We start from the raw sequence: 19,926 nt of genomic DNA on the forward strand, positions 1-19,926 counted from the left end.
ATATAGAGTGAGAAGCTCAGCAAATGGACAAAAGTGTCCCCACACTTTCATTGCATGCCACGGCTTATTTGTTACACTTCCTGGTATGAAGAAAAATGTTATATTGGCAATCATTGCAGTTTTACTGGCTTCAATGGCTGAGAGCCTCAACACAGTCCTTAGTAAAATTGCATTGCTCTCCCTTCCGCCATTGGTCTATAACAGTTTGCGTTTCTTTTTTGCCTCGCTTGCCATCACGCCTTTCCTGTTTATAAATCAACAGCGCCTGCGCAAACCATCCTTAAGCGTCCTGGCTTTGTGCGGGCTTTTCACTCTGAATACCGTTTTCTTCACGTATGGAGTCCATTTGGTAACGGCTACGCTTACATCGCTTTTATTAACAACTACCCCTCTACTGATAAGCATTTTGTCGTACCTGTTGCTACGCGAGCGCATAAGTGCCAGATCCATCATTGGTATTATCATAGGAGGATTGGGAACCCTGATAATTATCCTGCTTCCGGCGCTGGAGCAGATCTCCTTCTCGAATGGATTACTTGCGGGAAGCCTTCTCGTCGGTGCATCTGTACTTACACTTGCAATCTATTCGATCTTTGCTCAACCTTTTCAAGAGCGTTACTCACCACTCTATTTAACCGCCCTATTATGTTATCTTACAGCGATAGTGACATTCATACTGGCATTGCCCGACTTTATTCATCCTGACTGGTTAAGCACAACAACACCAATCATATGGATATGTACTATCTCAGCAGGTCTAACGATAGCGCTATTTTCTCTCTTTTATCAGTACACCATTCAATATGGCTCGCCACTACTCGCCTCTCTCGTGGGATATATTACTCCTTTGTTTACCTTTGGTATCGCGGCATTTTTGTTAGGAGAGTTTCTCACACCAGATCTTTTCTTTGGAGCGCTTTTCATTATCACAGGAGCCTATCTGGTAACCACTGCGACCAAAGCCAGGGAGATGAAAGAGGTGGGCAAGGATGCACGCGAAAGCAAGATATAGCATACCACAAGCTCCCACTCTACCTGGGAGGATGTAACAGCATCGCCCCTTGCCGTACAGTTTCATAGAGGATGATGCCTGTGGCCATGGCGGCATTCAGAGACTCCACATTGTTGGCCAGAGGAATGCTTACAGCCAGCGTAGCCAAAGCATGGGCCTGCTCCGAGGGGCCATGAGCCTCATTACCTATGATCAGGGCAAAGCGCCGTGTCAGATCCAGCTCATAATACATCTGTGCGCTACCGGCTTCTGCCAGCAAGACACGCTTATCATCCTGACAATGCTGCACCACGCGTTCAGCAATTGCTTCCCAGCTCATCTGAGCTTCAACGGGCAAGGCGATATGCGCTCCGGCGGCCGAGCGGACAACTTTAGGACTATAATGATCTACGCAATGTGGTGTGAGTAACACACTCTCCACGTCGGCAGCTAAAGCGGTACGCAAGATTGTTCCCATGTTGCCAGGATCAGCCAGATCATCCAAAATGAGCAAGCAAGGACGTTCCGCTGCTTTGCGCCTGGCTTGTAGACGATCAGGAGAGATCAAATCCAGCGGCACAACACTCACAACACCTTGCGACGTCTGCGTCTCTCCCAGAGCCTCGATAACGCGCTCACTGACCTCGATCAGGTTGGAAGCGGATAACTCTCGGGTGTGCAGCAGACGTTCAAGCAGATCCGCTCCCTCAGATGTATGTTGCAGGAGTTCCGGTTGATAATAGATCTCATCGGGCCAGAGCTGTGCATCCAGCAAGACCTCAAGCAGATGTGGTCCCTCCATCAACATCAGACCGCTCTTCTTGCGACCGCGAGGCGTATGCAGCGTCTGGAGCTTGCTGATACGCGGATTCGAGGGGCTTGTAATCAGAGTCATAATGTCCTCAACAAACAAAAAGACTCGCCATATCATAACTGACAGGCGAGTCCCTTACATAGAAAATCTGCTTACTCTTTGACTGCATCCAGGGCGGTCTGCACCAGCGTGCTGAATGCCCCCATATCATTGACAGCCAGTTCGGCCAGGATCTTACGATCAACATCGATGTTCGCAACGTGTACAGCATGCATCAACTGGCTATAGCTGATCCCATGCATACGGGCAGCCGCGTTGATACGTGTAATCCACAGGCGACGCATGTCACGCTTGCGGTTACGGCGGTCACGATACATGTACGACATTGAGCGCATAACTGATTCGTGTGCTGGACGAAATACGTTACGGCGCGTACCACGATGGCCTTCGGCTAATTGGAATACTTTATGATGCTTCTTGTGGGAGGTTACTCCACGTTTTACTCTTGGCATGTTCGTTCCTTATCCTTCATTATTTCGTGAGATTAAAATGCATATGGCAACAAGCGTTTCAGACGACGTGTATCAGCGGTCTTCAACTCAAACATCTTGTCCATAGAACGAACAGCCTGCGGGGATTTGTTACGGCGTAAGTGATTGATTCCAATTTTACGGCGCAGGATTTTGCCACCAGCGGTCACTTTGACACGCTTGGCCATGGCTTTGTGAGTCTTTAATTTCTGTTTTGGCATAGCTCTTTCTTTCTTAGCGGCGGAGCAACATTTATTGACACAACTATCTACTGCGAAACTATCAGCTGAAAGATCCAGTGTAGATACACTAAAGCCACAGAAGAAGGCAAGGTAGATGAGGATTGAAACCACTTCAATCTTAGAGCGCCTCTATCAAAGGCGAAGAGAAGCCTTTTTCAAGAAAATCCCCGCACGCGGACTGTATTATAACATAGCCACCCCCGAGAAGCAATAACAATAATAGTACAATTCCATGCTCCATCTTGACACATAACTTTTTCGGTCAACTTAATTGCGCTCCCTTCACCTCCTTCAGGATGCTCTGGATCGTACCACACATTATTGTCCCTGGTATAAATTCTAGCTGACCCTGAATAGCCATCTCCTAATCAACGATCCATTACTGAAAAGAATCCGATAGCAGTTCTTTCACAGAAAAGAGAAAACGGTTAATTTGCTCCAGGGTGACTACAGATTTCCCTCCAACACAGATAGAGGGAAGGTTCTCCTCACCTGGTCGTTTTATATTTAACATAAAACTCAGTGAAAATTCCCCGTCATCTGGTCCCACAATGTCGCCAGGTAACGCTTGTAGCTGAAAAAGGAGATTCATAGGAACAAACACAATAGATGTATGAAAGGAATCTACTTGCAACTGGAGAATGTGTTGTTCAAAATAAGTTACCAGACGTTGCAACGTCTCGAATAAGAGGAAGTCAGTATAGGAGGTAAAGGTAAGCTCACCAACTCGAGGATCAAGAAGGAAAGTGATGGTCGCATCAAATGTATCGTCGAATGATGGCACAATTTCTAACTCAAATGAGATCTGATAACCTTCGGTTTCGAGAACAAGCATTTTTGTCATAACAATTCCTATATATTAATAAATGGCAGCTTTCATCAAGTGATCAATTAGCTTTTTATAGATTAACATCAAATCCATAATTTCTTCCTGAAGTTTCAATATCACTTATTGTAAGATCATACATTGCTGCTCCTTACAATAATCTTTCACGATCTGTTAGAGTAGAGGCATCATAACTTCATGGTGAAATTTTCCAGGAACAAACATTATGGAAATAGTAACAAAGGGAGGCTCTCTCCAGATTTTATTCATCTTCGAATTTTAATAAGGAGTAAAGATCTGGTTCTATGCTCATCAGCGTGCCATCAAGATAATAATGAATTCGTACCCATCCTGCAATCTCATCACTATCCCTACCATCTTCCAGCTCAGCAGTCTCAACGTGAACATAGACACGTATGCAACATTGTTCATCTACAGCATTTGTATCATTCAATGTAACATACAATGAAATAGAATCAACACGAACAATTAATCTATTGTATATATTCGTATCTAATAATTGGTTTTCTATATATTTTAGGCTAGCCTCCTTCGCAGAAATAATTGCTATTTCTTCAATGTTGTGAGATACAACAAATCTTTGTATTATAGCAGTGTCAAACAAACGTCTCTTTTTCTTCATATATCTCCTTTACTTTTTCCATCTCTTTATAAGATAAAGTTTATTTCGCAAAAGTACTACCAAGTACTGAAGTGAGACTAGTTTTCGGCATATGACCATGAATTATCAATAATTCTACCCATATCATTAAACATCGTTGCAAAGCTTCCAATATGTATGTTATTGTATATAATAGGTATGGTCACCACCATGTAATAAGGATAATCCTCTCCCCAACCGTTCTTTCCCCAATAAATACAGAACTCCATATTTTTGACTTCTATTGTCAGATTTTTCTCATCAAAATCTGGAAATTTCTTATCAAATATTTCGTCCTTCTCTAGGGCATAGTCTTTTACAATGTCTAAAAAATGCTCGATCGCTTTTCTTTTAATATCAAAACGCTGAAACCAAACTTTTAGATCTTCACTGAGCAATGCGACATCGGTCATGCGATCTCCTTTAAGAGGTTAATGGTATAATGTTTGGGCTGACGTAGGAAGCCAAAGTTCATTTAAAGATACAACCAGGTGTCGGCAGTATATTCCTTGAACCAAATATCACGCACAATGCTCAGTGAATGAGTTGCCCGATCCGTCCAGCGTAGAATTGCCATTGATCCTGGATGAACCATCTGACTCGCACCATGCCATTCTAGATCAGCTAATTTGCAAAATTGCGTTGATCCATTCTCCGCGATGCCAAGCTGGCATTCACCACCGATATGCCCATAAAAGTGATAGAGCGGATGATGCCGATGAAGAGCAGTTGTGATCTCAGCCATGCCGCCCACACGCGGAGAGTTTATTGCGGGCATATCGTGCGTCAACAAAATATCGACATCGACATCGCCGAGTTTGCTCAATTGAGCCTGTTCATAGGGCTGAATATACTTATCGTCTAACCCTCGTGTATGCTGTCCGATGCGCCCAATCCCTAAAATATTAAGCTTCTCGTGAGGAGCCGCGTAGACATAGGGGATACCTGTCTTGAGGCTGTAGAGGCGCTGATAAGCATCGACAGAAAACATGGCGCCTGACGCTTGCTGCTCACGCGCATCGAGCCAGCCATGATCTTCATGATTGCCACGTACACACACGAGATTACAGGTCGTTTGCGCAAGCACAGCGGCAACATCATCGTCATAGGACACAAAATGTTGCATAAAACCCAATTCCGTCGGGTCGCGTTGCGCAAAGCGAATCGTAGCTTTATCCAGCCGAGCCACATCGGGAAAAATCCCCACATCTCCTGCCTGCAATATCAGGTCAAGCTTCTCGCCTGTCTCCTGCTCCCAACGAGCACATAACTTGAAGGCCAGGAGGATTCTGCCATGGAGATCTGCAAAGACAGCAATGTTCATCAATAAAAACTCCCGCTACCACTCTCAAGATGGACACCAGCGTCCTCTAGCGATACATGCGCGACCGTGAACGCGTCGCACGTGGATACCACGAGGGATGAGATGACCACGGCGGATCAACAAACTCCATCGGCTGGCTGTCTTGATTTATAGTGGATTGATCGCGGCGATTGATCACCATCTGCCAGCTAGAATAGAAGAACATGGCCCAGCCCCACAACAGGATCGGGATACCAATCACGACTAATCCCTGTCCCGGCCAGACATGCGCCCACTGCCAGAAATAGTAGCAAAGCAGCGCACCGAGCAGCAAGAAGATCGCGCTAAGTCCATGACGGCGATTCGACGAGCTGAGAGCAAGCACAAATGGCACGATCAGATACCACGGCCAATATTCGGGCTGGAGCACAATCCACAGCAGCAGCACCCAACTGCTACACTGTAGCAGCATCTCGAAGCTATTGGCCAGCCAGAGCGCGACAAACAGATAGCATAAGATGATCGTCAAAGCCGCCGCCGACCAGATATGAGCTTGAAAGAACCACGAGATCCTATCGGGCAGATGAACAGGCAATCCGAGCACAGCGGCATCGAGAGAATTCACAGAAGTCGTTTGCCAGAAGACCGTGCGCAGACTGGTGAGAATGCCCATGATACCCCAACCTTGCCAATAGGGAACGTACGCCAGAAAAACGATCAAAGCGGTCACAAGCGTCATGCCGATCGACCATAAAAAGAGCAGGCCACAGCCTTGCAAGCAAGCGCGTCTGAAGGCATAAAGCAACAGCAGGGGCAACAGTATCAAACAAACGGGACTGACCAGAGCTGCCAGCATCGCAAAGACCCATCCCAGCACGGTTGCGTCGCGTTGCAAGCTGAGCAGGGAGAGCAGGACAAACGAGAGCAGCAGGATCTCCGGATGTACCAATGAAACACCTAAGATCAGCACGAGAGGATTCCAGGCATAGAGGACTGTGCTGGCGATACGATAGAGTGGCTTCTGAGCAGAGAGCAAGGCCCACAGCAGGATAATGTTGAGCAGATGTGCGCACAGAGCTAACACACGCCATCCTAGCACCATACGAGCGAGATCTGAATGCGACACGAGCGAGATCAGGATACTGATATCCATCCACAGCGGACCAGTGAGATTTGTCGATGAGGATTGCTGGTTGTTGTTAAGTTGAGCCAGGATTATCTGCACTGGATCGCGCGCGACTGCGGCCGCATGCGGCAGATATGGATTAAGATGATAGCTTTCGACCATCCGCCCATACAGATCCGAGGACAGCATCGTGCGTGACATTTCGTTCAAATGCACCGGACTCAGCACCATTGTCAGAGCGAACACGCAGCTAAGCAAGAAAATTATCACGAAGACGGGTCTGAGATAGAGTGCGGACCGAATCACGATCATCCGACCTGCGCGATTGCCAACCATGACGGTCAACCAGATGCAGAGGAGAGTCACTCCCAGCAGGATCAGCAATGGAAAGAGATATCCATGTAGTATCGACGGCCAGGCGATGGTCATGAGGTAGGGACGCCAATCGAGCTGTTTATAGGCCGCAACCAGCCAGGGAAGAAATATTTCCCAGGATCGGCGCAGCGGATCTTGCGCTGACTGGCCAGCCAGCCAGGGATACAGTCCCAGATAACACGCTTCTAAACCGCCTCCCAGGATGATGATCAGAAAGACCGCTAACCGCCTCGCCCTTAGTTGTTTGCGTATGATGTCGTCGCGAATTGGGTAGATAGATTGCGTATGAATAGCAGACATGCAGGCTGCTCCTTTGATTGCCGCTTCCTGAAATTGCGGGATTGACAAAAAGTCGAAGTTGAATGCAATGCAAATGAAATTCGTGCAGCATCAATCGATATGAATAGAAAAATCTATGATACCCTATAGACGTATAAGTACCAGAAAAGTTGAGTATCTTGTTGTTAGTCCTCTTCAGCCTGCCACATAGCCTCTCATCAGCCGCGATGCTCCATGCTAACAAAATTCTATCTCTGCTAGTAGTATGAGCTATCGCGTAGAAGCTGTCAATAAAGTTAACGAGTCGATTGATTTGCACTCGAATAGAAGAGGAAGATCAATTTTATAGAGGACTGTGAAAACTTTCCGCTTTTCCACTTTTCGTGGCTATAAAGAGAATAGAGGAGTGAGAACAGTAAACACATTCACCTACCCGGGCTCTATTGTCAGACATGGAGAACAATGCTATAATGCGTGGTACTGATGGCTTCTACAGGCTTTTGAGCTGGTTTTGCGTGTGATCTTACAGACCGGCTTGATCCGCCTCTGATCTCAAGGGAGACATCATTGCTCCCCACGAATTTCGTGGGACGATTTTTTGCTGAAGCCGTATTATAGAGATGTACACACACTATCGTTAAGCGGCATCTGAGTTTTAGCATCAGCTGTATGTTGATGCTCCACCTGCTCTGGCAGAGATTTGCTCTGACCAGTAGCATACCCACAGGAAGGAGGTGGCTTCGTGAGTCGAGATTACGAACTTGGTATCGTTTTCAGTCCAGAAGCCAGCGAAGAGGAGACACGATCCGTCATGGATCGTATCGAACAGATCGTCGCTCATCGTGAGGGTCAAATCGTACGTGTCAATCAGTGGGGGCGTCGCCGCTTGGCCTACCCTATCGATCGTCACCGTGATGGATTCTATGTGTTCATTGACATGGTTCTGACTCCTGAGACAGTGATCGAAATCGAACGTACTCTGAAGGTTTCTGAGATTGTTCTACGCGAGATGGTTCGCAAACGCGATCCGAAGGCCGTCTTGAGAGAGCGCGAAGAGCGCGAGGCAAGAGCCGCCGCCGCTGCTGCTGCCCCCGAAACGACCGCAGAGACATCTGAAGCTCCTGCCACCGCTGAGGCTGATGAAGCCTCGACCGGCAAGACTCCAGATGAGGTTCCTGCTGAGCCCGTTGCTGAAGAAGCGCCAGCCACTGCGGCTGTCGATGAGCCTGCAACTCCAGCAACTGAAGAGCCTGCTGCTCCCGTTGCTGAGGCGAGCGAAGAACAACAGGTTGAAGCGTAGAATCTACGTTCAATCATTGATGAAACGTTTGGATGCATTCATTCAGTCTCCATGTGATGGAGTCCAGGTAGGATAACACGTCGAAAGGATTTTGAGTCATGAACAAGATTATGCTTATTGGAAATCTGGGACGCGATCCTGATATGAGCTATACAAATAACGGTACGGCTGTAACAAAATTTACGCTGGCCGTGACGCGTCGAGCGAGAGCCAATAGCGGTGGAGAGCGCGAAACCGATTGGTTCAATATCGTTGCCTGGCAACAGTTGGCCGAGACGTGCAACAACTACCTGAAAAAAGGTCAGAAGGTCTTTGTTGAGGGACGCCTTGAACAGCGCCGCTACACCGATAAAGAAGGCGTTAGCCGCACTGCCATCGATGTCATCATCAGCGACATGGAGATGCTCACGCCGAAAAACCAGCAACCGGGCAATTCCGGTTCTGAGTCATACAGCGGACATCCCGATGACCTCGGAGAACTGGATGATCATCCCTTCTAATTTGAAGGAGAAAGACTGTGCAGAGACCATCAGGTCCACGTCGTGAGCGACGCGATCGTGGCGAGCGTTCTTCTCGCCGTAAAATTTGTCAATTCTGTCATGACCACGTTCGAGAAATCGATTATAAGGATGCAAGCCGCTTCATGAAGCGCTACATTTCCGATCGCGGCAAGATTGAGCCTCGTCGTAAGACAGGCACCTGTGCCAAGCATCAGCGTGGTTTGAGCACTGCAATCAAGCAAGCCCGCTTTATGGCCTTGCTCCCCTATACTGCTGAACATATCCGTGGGATGTAATACCTATTGTTACTCCCTTGCTTGTAGCTAATGAGGGCGTCCGAGGAGAAGATGCACATCTCCCCTTCGGACGCCTCCAGGCCCAAACTATTTGACATGGTGTTGCACGAAGATTCACTTTTCATCAATGGAGCTGAAGATATATGAGATCCTTCCATTGCGACTCTAAGAGAGGCCAGCAACCTCCACTCCTACCACTTCATGGCAGGGCGGTCTGTGGATAAGGGGCGACTGTATCTGCCGTGCCAGGAAAGAGGGTTTTCCTTACGGTCAACAAGCCTGGGATATCCACGTCGGAGGTTTTGATGAACAATCAAACAGCGCGTCGGCCTGACAATAAACGACCAACGCGTTCTGCCCAAGCCAAGGGATATAATAAACAAACAGCCCATGTCCAGGCCCGCCGCGACGGCCAACCTCTTATTTTTGGCTGGGGAGGCCATCTTTCACGGGCACAGAAGACACAACTTCAGCGCCTGGCAGTCTGGTCATTCATTGGCTTTATTATACTCGTCTGCGTTATCGTATTTGCAGCGTTCTGGACAAACTTCAATGTTGTCATCCCCAACCTGTCTGTCGCTAACGTCAACGGACAAACTATTTCCCAGGACTCCTATCGCAAAATGGTTGCGCTCGAAGGTCAAATCTCAGCCAACAAGTTCAAGGGAAAAAACGGATTACGTGCGCAACAGGCCGCGATGAAGACCAAACAGACCAACGCACAAAAAGCTGTGACCGATGATAAAACTGCGATCACCAAGTTGAATACACAGATTAATGCTCTCCCTGCTAATTCTAGCAAGCGTGCTGATCTGGAAAAACAGCTGACTGCTGCGACCGCCAAGCAGACGCAGGATAATAAAGACGTCACCAACTACACGAATCAATACACCTCGCTCAGCAATCAAGAGTCACTGCAAGAACAGCTCTTTACGCAATCCCAGGTCGCCAATGACAGCGTAGAATGGCTTCAGGAAGACGTTCTCATCCGCAACTGGCTAAAAAATCAGAGCGCGGCAGTTCAGAATCAGATCAACCCCAGCAGTAGTGCGCTCAACAACGCGCTCAATAGTTTCAAAGCGAACCTGCCATCGGGCACAACATATAGCTCATTTATGCAGACCTCGAACGTGAACGATGGTGATGTACAAGCAGCTATGACCGTCATTGTTCGCCGCGATCACATGCAGACATATGAAGCCTCGCTGATCAAAACGCCTGCCCGTCAGGTTGAAGCTCGCTCGATGACTCTTGCTACAACCGCCGATGCACAAAAGTATCTAAAACAGATCAAGGCAGGAGCAAGCTTCGCGACCATCGCCAAAGCGCAATCGGTTGATAGCAACACCAAGGAAAAAGGCGGCGACCTTGGATGGCTGGCCAGCGGTCAGTACATGCTGAATTACGGCTCCAACATCGGCTCAACGATCGATGACTGGATCATGAATCCGGCGCGTACAGTCAATGAACTCAGTCCAGTTTTATCGGAAAATGGCACCTTTCACATCGTCCAGATTGAGCAAATCGATCCTGCACGCGTGATAGATGCCACTACCTTAAGCGCCCTCAAACAGAACGCTCTGAAGTACTGGGTAGCCGAGCAGAAAGCACATGGAGCCAAGGTAAGTGATCCGGATTCAACCATCCTGTTGAATACGACCAACATGCCATCCTGGCTGCCAGCATCTGCGCCTTCGACCGCAACTGCAGTCGCAACAGGCTAAACGTCGAGATAGCTCTAATGCGTGACACATTTGTAGGAAGCATGAGGGAAAAGCATCCCTTAGCTGTCAGAGATCAAGGCCAACCGGCTTGCAGAGCTGATAGTCAACGTAGCGCCCAGGATATGCCTGCCAGTGATATGGATTCGTCCATATCACGCCGGCGGGCCAGATATAATAAGGGATAAAAGTTAATCCATGATGTCCATCGATACTCAGGCTCAACAGCCAACGCTCATACCTCAATCGCTCTTACAAAACCCGGAACCTATCCAAGAGCTTCTAGACACGGCTTCTCTCTATCTCCACGTTCCATTTTGTCATACCCGTTGCTACTACTGCGACTTCAACACCTTCGCCGGCCTGCTTCCACTACGCGAACCATACGTCAAGGCGCTCATAACCGAGATAGGACTCGCCGGTCAGATGGCTCAACACGCAGATGGAAGGAAGCGCCGTTCACGCACCGTCTTCCTGGGAGGAGGCACGCCGAGTCTCCTCCAGGTCGAGCAGATCCAGCGCATCATTGCAGCCTGCTTTGAGTCCTTCGCGATCGACGCTGACGCCGAGATCACCATGGAAGCCAATCCGGGCACACTCAACCAGGAACAACTGATAGGCGTTCGCAAAACCGGGATCAATCGTCTCAGCATGGGAGCACAAAGCTTCGACGCGCAGCTCCTCAAAACGCTCGGACGCATCCACAGCCCTGAAGAGATCGTGCAGGCATTTCAATCTGCCCGACAAGCTGGCTTCTCATCTATCAATCTAGATTTTATGTTTGGACTCCCAGATCAAACCATGCAACACTGGCAGGAGACACTCAAAAGAGCGCTGGACCTGCATCCTGAGCATCTGTCGCTCTACTCCCTGATCATCGAGGAAGGCACTCCATTCAAAGAATGGGCCGACACAGGACATATCACACCCGGTGACGAAGACCTGTGCGCCGATATGTACGAATATGCAGATGATTTACTGCGTCAAGCGGGCTATATTAATTACGAAATTTCCAACTGGTCGCTACCCGATCATCATAGCCGACACAACCTTACCTACTGGCAAAACCTGCCATACATAGGCATGGGGACAGGTGCAGCCTCCAGCTTTGCAGATCGTCGTTTTTCCAACGAGCGCGAGCCAGCGACCTACATTAAAACACTCAAAAAGCTACAACGCCCGGAAGTCGAAAGCGAGATCGTCGAGCATGCACAGGCGATGTCGGAGACCGCATTTCTGGGGCTACGCACCGCCATGGGACTCCATCTAGCCACCTTTGAGACACGTTTTGGCCAACCATTCGCGCAGTTTGCAGGAGATCGCCTGGATCGCGTCAATGAGGCTGGCCTGCTCGAATATAAGGACGGCTGGCTACGCTTAAGCACACGTGGACGCCTATTGGGAAATGAAGTGTTTATGCGTCTATTACCAGAGTAAGGCAATCAATATATCCGCTGCCTGTTGCTTTCAATCTGGCCAGCAGCGGATATATCACATACGATCAAAAGTTGCTTATTAAAAGTGTAAAGAGGAATAGGCATTTGGAATCATCATCTCAACTAACGGATACCTGGGAAATCTATCCCGAACTTGAGCCGAGCTTTTTCAGTAGTGCACAAAAAGCAGGCATCAAAGCCATTCAGGCACAACTACTTTACAATCGCGGCCTCAAGTCCGTGGAAGAGATGAAGAGCTTCATCAATACACACTACAACGAGACACTTGATCCCCTGACCCTCATCGATATGCCACGTGCAGTCGAGCGTATCCAGCGAGCGCTCACGAACCAGGAACACATCACCGTCTATGGAGACTACGATGCTGATGGAGTCACATCCTCAGCGCTTCTCTATCGCGTCCTCCGCCTCCTCAAAGCCCCGACCACACCACTCGACTACCACATTCCCCATCGTCTGAAGGATGGTTGTGGGCTCAATAACGCTGCTATTGATAAGCTAAAGCAACGCGGAACGCAGTTGATCATTACAACCGACTGTGCTAGTTCTGATGTCGATCAGGTTGACTATGCCAACTCATTGGGCATCGACGTCATTATTACCGATCATCATCATCCACCGGAGCAACTTCCCAGAGCATACGCCATGGTCAATCCCTGGCGACCAGACTGCACCTACGGCGAGCGTTATCTGTGTGGAGTAGGAATAGCTTTCAAGCTGGCACAAGCCCTCTATCGGGCTTATAATCGCACTGAAGACGATGAAAAAGAGCTGCTCGATCTCGTAGCAATTGGAACCATTGCAGATGTCGCTCCTCTACTGGGAGAAAATCATACGTATGTGCGCTTAGGTCTGGAGTATTTAAGACATACGAACAAGCCAGGCTTAAAAGCACTGATCCGCAACGCTAATCTGCGTCCGGGCAGGATTCATGAGCGCGACATCGCCTTTGGCATCTCACCCTCGATCAACGCGGCCGGACGCATGAAAGAGGCCAGCATCGCATTTGCTCTACTCGTAACCGATGATGTCGGGGAAGCCAGTCAGATCGCCGAAGAATTGAAGCAACTCAACATCCAGCGCCAGCAAGAGACCGAGACCTTGATGCACAGCGTACGGGAGGAGGCCAAAAACCATCCCAACGACGCCGTAGTGATGGTCGCCGGAGATAATTGGCATGAAGGCATCATCGGCCTGGTGGCTGGCAAACTGGTTGAAGAACTCAATAAGCCCGTCCTTGTCTTAAGCAATGAGCCGGATAAAGGCACCAGTCGAGGATCGGGACGGAGCCAAAAAGGCTTCAACCTGATTGAAGCTCTGCGCAACTTTGGTCCCAATCTGGAGCGCTATGGAGGACATGCTCAGGCTGCTGGCCTGACTATCCGCAGCGAGCGCATCGAACAACTGCGTGAACATCTGCTACGCTGGCACGAAAATGGCGGACAAGCGACATCCACCCAGATCGAAGGCACCAACTTACCAGATATTACTGGTATCGTCACTGAAATGGACAACAGCGAGAGCACGCCAGCCTTGCTGCCCAAAATGGTCGACCTGACTGTCAGAAAATTCGACATCTTTTCCTACACAACCTACAAAGAACTGCGCCAGCTCGCACCGTTCGGTGCAGGAAATCCCGAGCCTGTATTTAAAATGAAGGGCTTAAAACTGCTTGAAGCTCGCACCAGCGGACAAAATCGTCAGAATCTTCTCTTCCGCCTTGGTCTTCCTAAGCTCTCGGCCAGGAAAACCGCAGATGATCTCCTCCAAAGACACGACATGCAGTTGTTACCAAACAGCACATTTACACGAGGAGCCTCATTATTGTCACGCTACAAAAACGTCAAAGAAGTAGATATCATCTTTCGTATCAGCTCGACTGAGGATGATGCCAAACCAGAAATCTGGCTAAAAATTCTGGACGTTGAGCCATCTCATGTTTCCGATTAGCCTGGACACATCGCTTTAAGCTAATCTTCTATAAAAATTTAATCCCGATAACAGATTTTTTGCTATCAAATTATTCAAAGCACAAACGAGTCATGTCACAAACATCCCCTCATGTTTGAAGATGTAGTAAGAAGACATGCTAATTTGATTATGCTAATTTGATAAAGAGAAAAATAAAGATAAAGGGATTTGTCTATGGAAATTGACGAAGGCAGATATAGAAACTATCAGGTTCTTACTGCTCCCTCCCCAGACAAAAAAGAGCTGTTGATTGCGTTTCTGATGCAAAATACAGAGCCGCTTCTCGGTACCTTACGCTCTTACGTGCAACGCATGGGACTAGCAAAAGGTGAGGAGGTAAAGGCTGTCGCGCTTGATGTTTTGCAAGAAATGGTGGTTGAAGCACTGGGCCATGCTGAACGTTTCGATGCAAATAGCCAACCAAGAGCCTGGCTGTTAGGCATTGCCATCAACATCATCAGACGCAAGAAGACCGAATTCGCCAAGCGTGCACGGCGTGAAATGTCTATCGCCCACCTCTCTACGCAAGAGAATGAAACGTTGAGCGAAGGAGAACTCTTCGATCGGCTCACTTCATGTCCTCTAGCACGACCAGAACAGGATATAGAAGCGAATGAGCAAGCCTTGATGATGCTTTCTCTTGTTTCAACCGATGATCAACATATATTGCGCCTGGCATTTTTACATGATTTTGATCGATCACTACTAGCAAAGCAATTGGGAATTACAGCAATTGCGGCGCGTGCACGGCTTCATCGGGCCTTAAACCGCTTACGCGTTGCATGGTATAAGCAGCAAGAAGGAGAGAGCAATGAATAACCATATGCTCAAACGCGTTCAGACATTGCAACGTTACATGCGCGCTATGGATGACGGCGACATCGAGACTGTTGCGCTTCTGCTAGAGGATGCCGAACAGGATCGGTCATTAGAAAGCATGATCATGGAAGTGAATGCGGGAGATATTACACCAGTACAAGCTAACGACGTAGCGCAAGCCCAACAACTTATTCGCACCATCGTCCGACAAACAACAAGGAGAGATGAGATGGAAAGTCCATTGTTCCAGACTAACGATAACTCAGATCAAACCTCTACAGATGTAACATCCGAACAACGCGCCAGTACCGACCAGACCAGCGTAGGAAGAAAATCGCTCTCGCCAGTGTATCCCACAAAGTTCGTTGAGAGGCAGCCGTGGTACCATACCCCCAAACGTTGGATTGCCGTGGCGGCCGCGATCATTCTGCTCTCTCTGGTTCTCCTACAAACCAACAGTGCCTTTGCCAGTCAATTTCTCTCACTCTTTCGCATTCAGCAATTTAAACCTGTCCAGATCTCAAACACGGATCTGACTGGATCATCAAATTACTCAGCACCTGGCATTGATGATTTAGGAAGTATGACTAGTCAAGCGCAGAGCTTTCAAACGCAAAACAATCTTACTCAGGCTCAGGCCGCCCATGCCATCAACTTCAACATGACCTTGCCGCAGCAATTGCCGCAGAATGTCGGCAACAACCCGATCTTCAGCGTCATTGGCAAAAGCCATACCACGTTCACTTTCAGCTCGGCAAAGGTACACGCTTATCTCACAAAAAATGGGCATAGCAATGTGCAGATCCCATCTAACCTTGATGGATCAACCTTTAGTCTCACAACCACTCCTGGCGTCGTCGCCGAATATGGAATCAAAACAGGAAATCCTCTCATCGTGGCTGAGATACCCAGTCCAGACATTCGAGCCACAGGCAAGGCCTCGCTGCAAGATTTACGCGATTTCATGCTCACGCTGCCTGGATTACCTGCTCCATTCGTACAGGAACTCAAGCAGCTTGATCTCAATAATGGCACTATTCCTTTTCCAGTTCCAGCTGGCATGCAGGCCCGCTCGATCACGGTACACAACGCGCCGGGGCTGCTATTGACCAGCACTCAAAAGACGAAGATTGCAAACATTGCATCTCCTGTTGGTGCTGATATGTTACTCTGGCAAGCTAATGGCATCATTTATGCCATTGGCGGTCTCAGTATCGATGCAAATCAACTTCTGACAGCGGCTAACTCGCTCCAGTAACGAATTTTTGACGCGAGGCATATTGAAATAATATGTCTCGCGTTCTACGCTGTATTAAAGGAGAGATCAGTGCAAACGCCTTCCACATCACAAATACATACGGCCCCATCAAAAAAAACGCCAGAAGGGCGTTCTCTTGTACCCATCGTAGAGGTACAAAACTTGCGTAAGGTCTTTCATCGACGCCTGGCAATTGACGATGTCAGCTTTAGCATGTATCGTGGTGAAGCATTCGGATTTCTTGGCCCCAATGGAGCGGGTAAGAGTACCACAGTGAAAATCATCACCGGTTTAGTCGCTCCGACCAGGGGCACGATACGGGTACTTGAACAACCTCTTGGCAACGTCGAAGTGCGGCGGCGGATTGGGTATCTTCCTGAATTTCCCACCTTTCATCGCTGGCTCAAGGCCAAAGATTTCCTGGAACTACACGGTCGCCTCTATGGTCTGTCAGGAAACGCGCTCAAAAAACGTTCCATTGAGGTACTGGAGATGGTTGGCCTCGCTGGACGCGAGCAACAAAAACTAAAAACCTTTTCCAAGGGCATGCTCCAGCGCATCGGCCTGGCTCAAGCTCTCCTCAATAAGCCAGAACTGCTAATTCTCGATGAATTGGTCTCGGGACTCGATCCAATTGGCCAGCGCGACATGCGTGAACTACTCCTGTATCTCAAGTCCGAGGGGACCAGCATCTTTTTTAACTCTCACCAACTCGCCGACGTAGAAGCTATGTGTGATCGCATTGCCATTATCAATCAGGGCCGCATCCTAAAAACAGGCACACCAGCCGAACTCTTCGGCGATCAACGTATATTAGAAATACGTGTGGATGCGATCAGTGACGAATTATGGCGACAACTGGAATGCATCGCCGTCACCTTACAACGGGATGAAAACGAGCCTGGAGGCCTCCTCGCCGAGATTGATAACGATGAACAGGCAGCAGAGATCGCAGCGACCATCCACGATTGCGGAGCGCGACTCTACTCGATGTCACGACGTCATCGCTCGCTTGAACAGTTGTTTTTCTCCACGATTGATACTCTGAGTTAAATGAAAAGTCACTTTGTCTGAGGAGTTGATAATGGGAATGCTATCCATTGTTCGTTTTACTATACAAGAGGCGTTTCATCGCTGGATTTTGTTCGTGATGATATGTCTCAATCTTTTGCTCATCATTGCATTCGCCTTCTTGCTCAATGAGATCTATCCATCGCTTTCTGCCGATGCATCCACATCCGTTACAACGCAATTGCGATTGCTAGAATTTAACATTGGGATCAGTGGTTTAATCACCTGGCTGGTCTATCTGCTTACAGGTGTTCTCACGATCATTTTGACGATTGGTATGACATCCGGGGAGATTGAATCTGGCACGATTACGATGATCGTTACCAAGCCATTACACCGTATGGAGATTATCTTCGGCAAGTGGTTGGGGAATGGGCTGATCGTATGCATCTATACAGCCATGTTATTCTGTAGTTTTTTAGGTGTCACCTATTGGATTACTGGCTACTGGCCTCAGCAAGCATTTCAGACCCTGGGGATGCTTGAACTCAGTCCACTTGTCTTGCTGGCCCTCACCACAATTGGCAGCGCCTGTGTACCAACTCTGATCAATGGGGCGATTGTGATATTCTTGTTTATTGGAGCACCTCTGGCCAGCTTTATCCAGATTCTTGTCACAGCCACAGGCACACAATCACAAAACGTTGCGACCATCATTAACCTGATCATTCCCACCGATGCACTCTGGCATGGAGCCACATTTTACTTACTTCCTCCCGCCACCTTACTCCTCTCCACTCAGAGTATATCCAACGCATCAAGCCTCTTTGTCGCGCTACAACCGATCGCGCCTGGCCTCCTGCTGTGGGCAATCATATACTGCCTCGTGCTCCCTATTATTGGTGCCATACGCTTTCAACGTCGTGATCTGTAATACTTCATAGGCACATCCTTCGGAGAAGGATTATTCATGGCTGACCCAGGGCTAATATGACTACATGATTAATACACGCAGTAGTAAAGGAATTAAAAATATAGTCATATTAGCTACAATTATACATTCATAAAAATTTAGGGATAAATGCCACGCAATTCTGTTGCTTCAGCCACGCGACTCACTGCCAGGAGATAAGCAGCCATACGCATATTGGTATTTTGCGTGATTGACTCCTCCAGCACAGCGGCAAAGGAGTGTAACATAATCGACTCCAGGCGTTGATTTATCTCTGTCTCAGCCCAGAAAAAATGCTGCAAATCTTGCACCCATTCAAAGTAGCTCACCGTCACGCCACCAGCATTGGCCAGAATATCGGGAACGATCAGCACACCTTTCTCATTCAAAATGCGATCCGCTGCATTGGTGATAGGACCATTTGCAGCTTCAACGATCAAACGAGCGCGGATGCGATCCGCATTTTCTTCTGTGATCTGATTTTCAAGTGCCGCAGGAATAAGAATCACGCACGGTAGCTCAAGTAATTCTGCATTTGTCACAGGCTCGGCACGTGGCAGGCCGCGTAGATTGCCATGCTCGCGGGAGAAACGCATCGCCATCGGCACGTCGATACCGTTTGCATTATAGACACCACCACTCACATCGCTCAGACCAACGACCCGACACCCCATCTCATGCATAAAGCGAGCTGTCGTACCACCGACATTGCCAAACCCTTGGATGACAATCGAAACGTCATCAAGAGAGAGTCCTAGATGCCGCATAGCGGCTTTCGTCACCACCTGGACTCCACGGGCGGTCGCCTCCAGACGCCCTTCACTCCCACCGATTGCCAGCGGCTTCCCTGTGATGACAGCCGGAACCGAATACCCCTGATGCATTGAAAAGGTATCCATCATCCAGGCCATAATCTGCGGATTGGTATTCAGATCAGGTGCAGGAATGTCGCTATCTGGTCCTATCAGAATCGAGATTTCTGTCGCATAGCGGCGGCTGAGGCGTTCTAGCTCTCCACGCGACATGTCATGAGGATCACAGATGACACCACCTTTGGCACCTCCAAAGGGGATGTTCACTACGGCACATTTCCAGGTCATCCACATCGCCAGAGCGCGAACCTCATCGAGGGAGACCTGCGGACTAAAACGAATCCCGCCCTTGGCGGGACCACGGTTGATATTATGTTGGACGCGATAGCCAGTATATACCTGTACATCCCCATTATCCATACGTACGGGAAAATTCACGCTCAACTCACGTTTGGGCATACGTAAAATATTACGCATCGCCTGAGACAATCCCAGGCGATCAGCCGCCTCATCAAATTGTGCGACAGCCACGGCATAGGGACTTACAAGATCAGCAACCATAATAAAGGAACCTCCTCGGACTTGACCATGAAGGCCAAGCTGCTACGCTGCATGAAAAGCTTCTTCGCTCCCCACTCGCCACATGATAAGTTCCACCCCATATTCTCACACAACCACATAA

20 protein-coding genes are annotated in these 19,926 nt (G+C 48.5%); 11 read left to right on the plus strand and 9 right to left on the minus strand.

Annotated features, from left to right (window positions below; translation table 11 throughout):
* Positions 1-103 precede the first annotated feature (103 nt).
* Entirely contained in the window at positions 104-1,012 is a 909-nt protein-coding gene (locus AC27N8_RS20985; protein ID WP_487069357.1) for a DMT family transporter, read from the plus strand.
* A gap of 19 nt (positions 1,013-1,031) precedes the next feature.
* On the opposite strand, the gene AC27N8_RS20990 is transcribed toward AC27N8_RS20985, so the two are convergent.
* The 8 genes from AC27N8_RS20990 to AC27N8_RS21025 form a co-directional block, all read right to left on the minus strand.
* Positions 1,032-1,886: a TrmH family RNA methyltransferase gene (locus AC27N8_RS20990; RefSeq protein WP_487069358.1), complete on the minus strand. Its 855-nt coding sequence runs from the start codon at positions 1,884-1,886 to the stop codon at positions 1,032-1,034.
* Between the two features lie 71 nt (positions 1,887-1,957).
* On the minus strand, positions 1,958-2,317 hold the full coding sequence (gene rplT / locus AC27N8_RS20995; RefSeq protein ID WP_487069359.1) for a 50S ribosomal protein L20: 360 nt from the start codon (positions 2,315-2,317) through the stop codon (positions 1,958-1,960).
* A 32-nt stretch (positions 2,318-2,349) separates the two neighbouring features.
* A complete protein-coding gene (gene rpmI, locus AC27N8_RS21000; RefSeq protein ID WP_487069360.1) occupies positions 2,350-2,556 on the minus strand; it encodes a 50S ribosomal protein L35 in 207 nt (68 codons plus the stop codon).
* Between the two features lie 400 nt (positions 2,557-2,956).
* On the minus strand, positions 2,957-3,421 hold the full coding sequence (locus AC27N8_RS21005) for a hypothetical protein (protein ID WP_487069361.1): 465 nt from the start codon (positions 3,419-3,421) through the stop codon (positions 2,957-2,959).
* Positions 3,422-3,665: 244 nt separating this feature from the next.
* Entirely contained in the window at positions 3,666-4,046 is a 381-nt protein-coding gene (locus AC27N8_RS21010; protein ID WP_487069362.1) for a hypothetical protein, read from the minus strand.
* 77 nt (positions 4,047-4,123) lie between these two features.
* Positions 4,124-4,477 carry a hypothetical protein gene (locus AC27N8_RS21015; protein ID WP_487069363.1) on the minus strand — a complete coding sequence of 118 codons (354 nt, stop codon included), beginning with the start codon at positions 4,475-4,477 and terminating at the stop codon, positions 4,124-4,126.
* A 62-nt stretch (positions 4,478-4,539) separates the two neighbouring features.
* Positions 4,540-5,388 (minus strand): metallophosphoesterase family protein, encoded by an 849-nt coding sequence (locus AC27N8_RS21020; RefSeq protein ID WP_487069364.1) that lies wholly within the window; start codon positions 5,386-5,388, stop codon positions 4,540-4,542.
* A 46-nt stretch (positions 5,389-5,434) separates the two neighbouring features.
* Positions 5,435-7,168: an MptA/MptB family glycosyltransferase gene (locus AC27N8_RS21025; RefSeq protein WP_487069365.1), complete on the minus strand. Its 1,734-nt coding sequence runs from the start codon at positions 7,166-7,168 to the stop codon at positions 5,435-5,437.
* A 721-nt stretch (positions 7,169-7,889) separates the two neighbouring features.
* Between AC27N8_RS21025 and rpsF the strand changes: the two genes are divergently transcribed.
* From rpsF to AC27N8_RS21075, 10 genes are all read left to right on the plus strand, one after another.
* Positions 7,890-8,447, plus strand: a complete 558-nt coding sequence (gene rpsF, locus AC27N8_RS21030; protein WP_487069366.1) for a 30S ribosomal protein S6 — start codon at positions 7,890-7,892, stop codon at positions 8,445-8,447.
* Between the two features lie 98 nt (positions 8,448-8,545).
* Positions 8,546-8,947 (plus strand): single-stranded DNA-binding protein, encoded by a 402-nt coding sequence (locus AC27N8_RS21035; RefSeq protein ID WP_487069367.1) that lies wholly within the window; start codon positions 8,546-8,548, stop codon positions 8,945-8,947.
* A gap of 17 nt (positions 8,948-8,964) precedes the next feature.
* Complete coding sequence (rpsR, locus tag AC27N8_RS21040; RefSeq protein WP_487069368.1) at positions 8,965-9,243, plus strand: 30S ribosomal protein S18; 279 nt, start codon at positions 8,965-8,967, stop codon at positions 9,241-9,243.
* 305 nt (positions 9,244-9,548) lie between these two features.
* The gene (locus tag AC27N8_RS21045; protein WP_487069369.1) at positions 9,549-10,967 is read left to right on the plus strand and encodes a peptidylprolyl isomerase; all 1,419 of its coding nucleotides are present in this window, start codon (positions 9,549-9,551) and stop codon (positions 10,965-10,967) included.
* Between the two features lie 195 nt (positions 10,968-11,162).
* On the plus strand, positions 11,163-12,401 hold the full coding sequence (hemW, locus tag AC27N8_RS21050) for a radical SAM family heme chaperone HemW (protein WP_487069370.1): 1,239 nt from the start codon (positions 11,163-11,165) through the stop codon (positions 12,399-12,401).
* 104 nt (positions 12,402-12,505) lie between these two features.
* Positions 12,506-14,371, plus strand: coding sequence for a single-stranded-DNA-specific exonuclease RecJ (gene recJ, locus AC27N8_RS21055; protein WP_487069371.1), 1,866 nt, complete (start codon positions 12,506-12,508; stop codon positions 14,369-14,371).
* 195 nt (positions 14,372-14,566) lie between these two features.
* On the plus strand, positions 14,567-15,211 hold the full coding sequence (locus AC27N8_RS21060; protein WP_487069372.1) for an RNA polymerase sigma factor: 645 nt from the start codon (positions 14,567-14,569) through the stop codon (positions 15,209-15,211).
* The gene (locus AC27N8_RS21065; RefSeq protein WP_487069373.1) at positions 15,204-16,469 is read left to right on the plus strand and encodes a hypothetical protein; all 1,266 of its coding nucleotides are present in this window, start codon (positions 15,204-15,206) and stop codon (positions 16,467-16,469) included. The genes AC27N8_RS21060 and AC27N8_RS21065 overlap by 8 nt, the downstream gene beginning before the upstream one ends.
* A 69-nt stretch (positions 16,470-16,538) precedes the next feature.
* Positions 16,539-17,522, plus strand: a complete 984-nt coding sequence (locus AC27N8_RS21070; RefSeq protein WP_487069374.1) for an ABC transporter ATP-binding protein — start codon at positions 16,539-16,541, stop codon at positions 17,520-17,522.
* A 31-nt stretch (positions 17,523-17,553) separates the two neighbouring features.
* Positions 17,554-18,414, plus strand: coding sequence for an ABC transporter permease (locus AC27N8_RS21075; RefSeq protein ID WP_487069375.1), 861 nt, complete (start codon positions 17,554-17,556; stop codon positions 18,412-18,414).
* A gap of 137 nt (positions 18,415-18,551) precedes the next feature.
* On the opposite strand, the gene AC27N8_RS21080 is transcribed toward AC27N8_RS21075, so the two are convergent.
* Positions 18,552-19,805, minus strand: coding sequence for a Glu/Leu/Phe/Val family dehydrogenase (locus AC27N8_RS21080; protein WP_487069376.1), 1,254 nt, complete (start codon positions 19,803-19,805; stop codon positions 18,552-18,554).
* Positions 19,806-19,926 lie beyond the last annotated feature (121 nt).

The sequence above is a fragment of the Dictyobacter sp. Z7_2 genome, from assembly GCF_057551105.1.

What these genes read in the sequence shown, in the direction of transcription:
- rplT (WP_487069359.1), bottom strand. Translation starts at nt 2,317, where the DNA reads ATGCCAAGAGTAAAACGTGGAGTAACCTCCCACAAGAAGCATCATAAA.
- AC27N8_RS21065 (WP_487069373.1), top strand. Translation starts at nt 15,204, where the DNA reads ATGAATAACCATATGCTCAAACGCGTTCAGACATTGCAACGTTACATG.
- AC27N8_RS21010 (WP_487069362.1), bottom strand. Translation starts at nt 4,046, where the DNA reads ATGAAGAAAAAGAGACGTTTGTTTGACACTGCTATAATACAAAGATTT.
- hemW (WP_487069370.1), top strand. Translation starts at nt 11,163, where the DNA reads ATGATGTCCATCGATACTCAGGCTCAACAGCCAACGCTCATACCTCAA.
- AC27N8_RS21005 (WP_487069361.1), bottom strand. Translation starts at nt 3,421, where the DNA reads ATGACAAAAATGCTTGTTCTCGAAACCGAAGGTTATCAGATCTCATTT.
- AC27N8_RS21045 (WP_487069369.1), top strand. Translation starts at nt 9,549, where the DNA reads ATGAACAATCAAACAGCGCGTCGGCCTGACAATAAACGACCAACGCGT.
- AC27N8_RS21025 (WP_487069365.1), bottom strand. Translation starts at nt 7,168, where the DNA reads ATGTCTGCTATTCATACGCAATCTATCTACCCAATTCGCGACGACATC.
- rpmI (WP_487069360.1), bottom strand. Translation starts at nt 2,556, where the DNA reads ATGCCAAAACAGAAATTAAAGACTCACAAAGCCATGGCCAAGCGTGTC.
- AC27N8_RS21080 (WP_487069376.1), bottom strand. Translation starts at nt 19,805, where the DNA reads ATGGTTGCTGATCTTGTAAGTCCCTATGCCGTGGCTGTCGCACAATTT.
- AC27N8_RS21035 (WP_487069367.1), top strand. Translation starts at nt 8,546, where the DNA reads ATGAACAAGATTATGCTTATTGGAAATCTGGGACGCGATCCTGATATG.
- AC27N8_RS21015 (WP_487069363.1), bottom strand. Translation starts at nt 4,477, where the DNA reads ATGACCGATGTCGCATTGCTCAGTGAAGATCTAAAAGTTTGGTTTCAG.
- AC27N8_RS20990 (WP_487069358.1), bottom strand. Translation starts at nt 1,886, where the DNA reads ATGACTCTGATTACAAGCCCCTCGAATCCGCGTATCAGCAAGCTCCAG.
- AC27N8_RS21075 (WP_487069375.1), top strand. Translation starts at nt 17,554, where the DNA reads ATGGGAATGCTATCCATTGTTCGTTTTACTATACAAGAGGCGTTTCAT.
- AC27N8_RS21060 (WP_487069372.1), top strand. Translation starts at nt 14,567, where the DNA reads ATGGAAATTGACGAAGGCAGATATAGAAACTATCAGGTTCTTACTGCT.
- AC27N8_RS21020 (WP_487069364.1), bottom strand. Translation starts at nt 5,388, where the DNA reads ATGAACATTGCTGTCTTTGCAGATCTCCATGGCAGAATCCTCCTGGCC.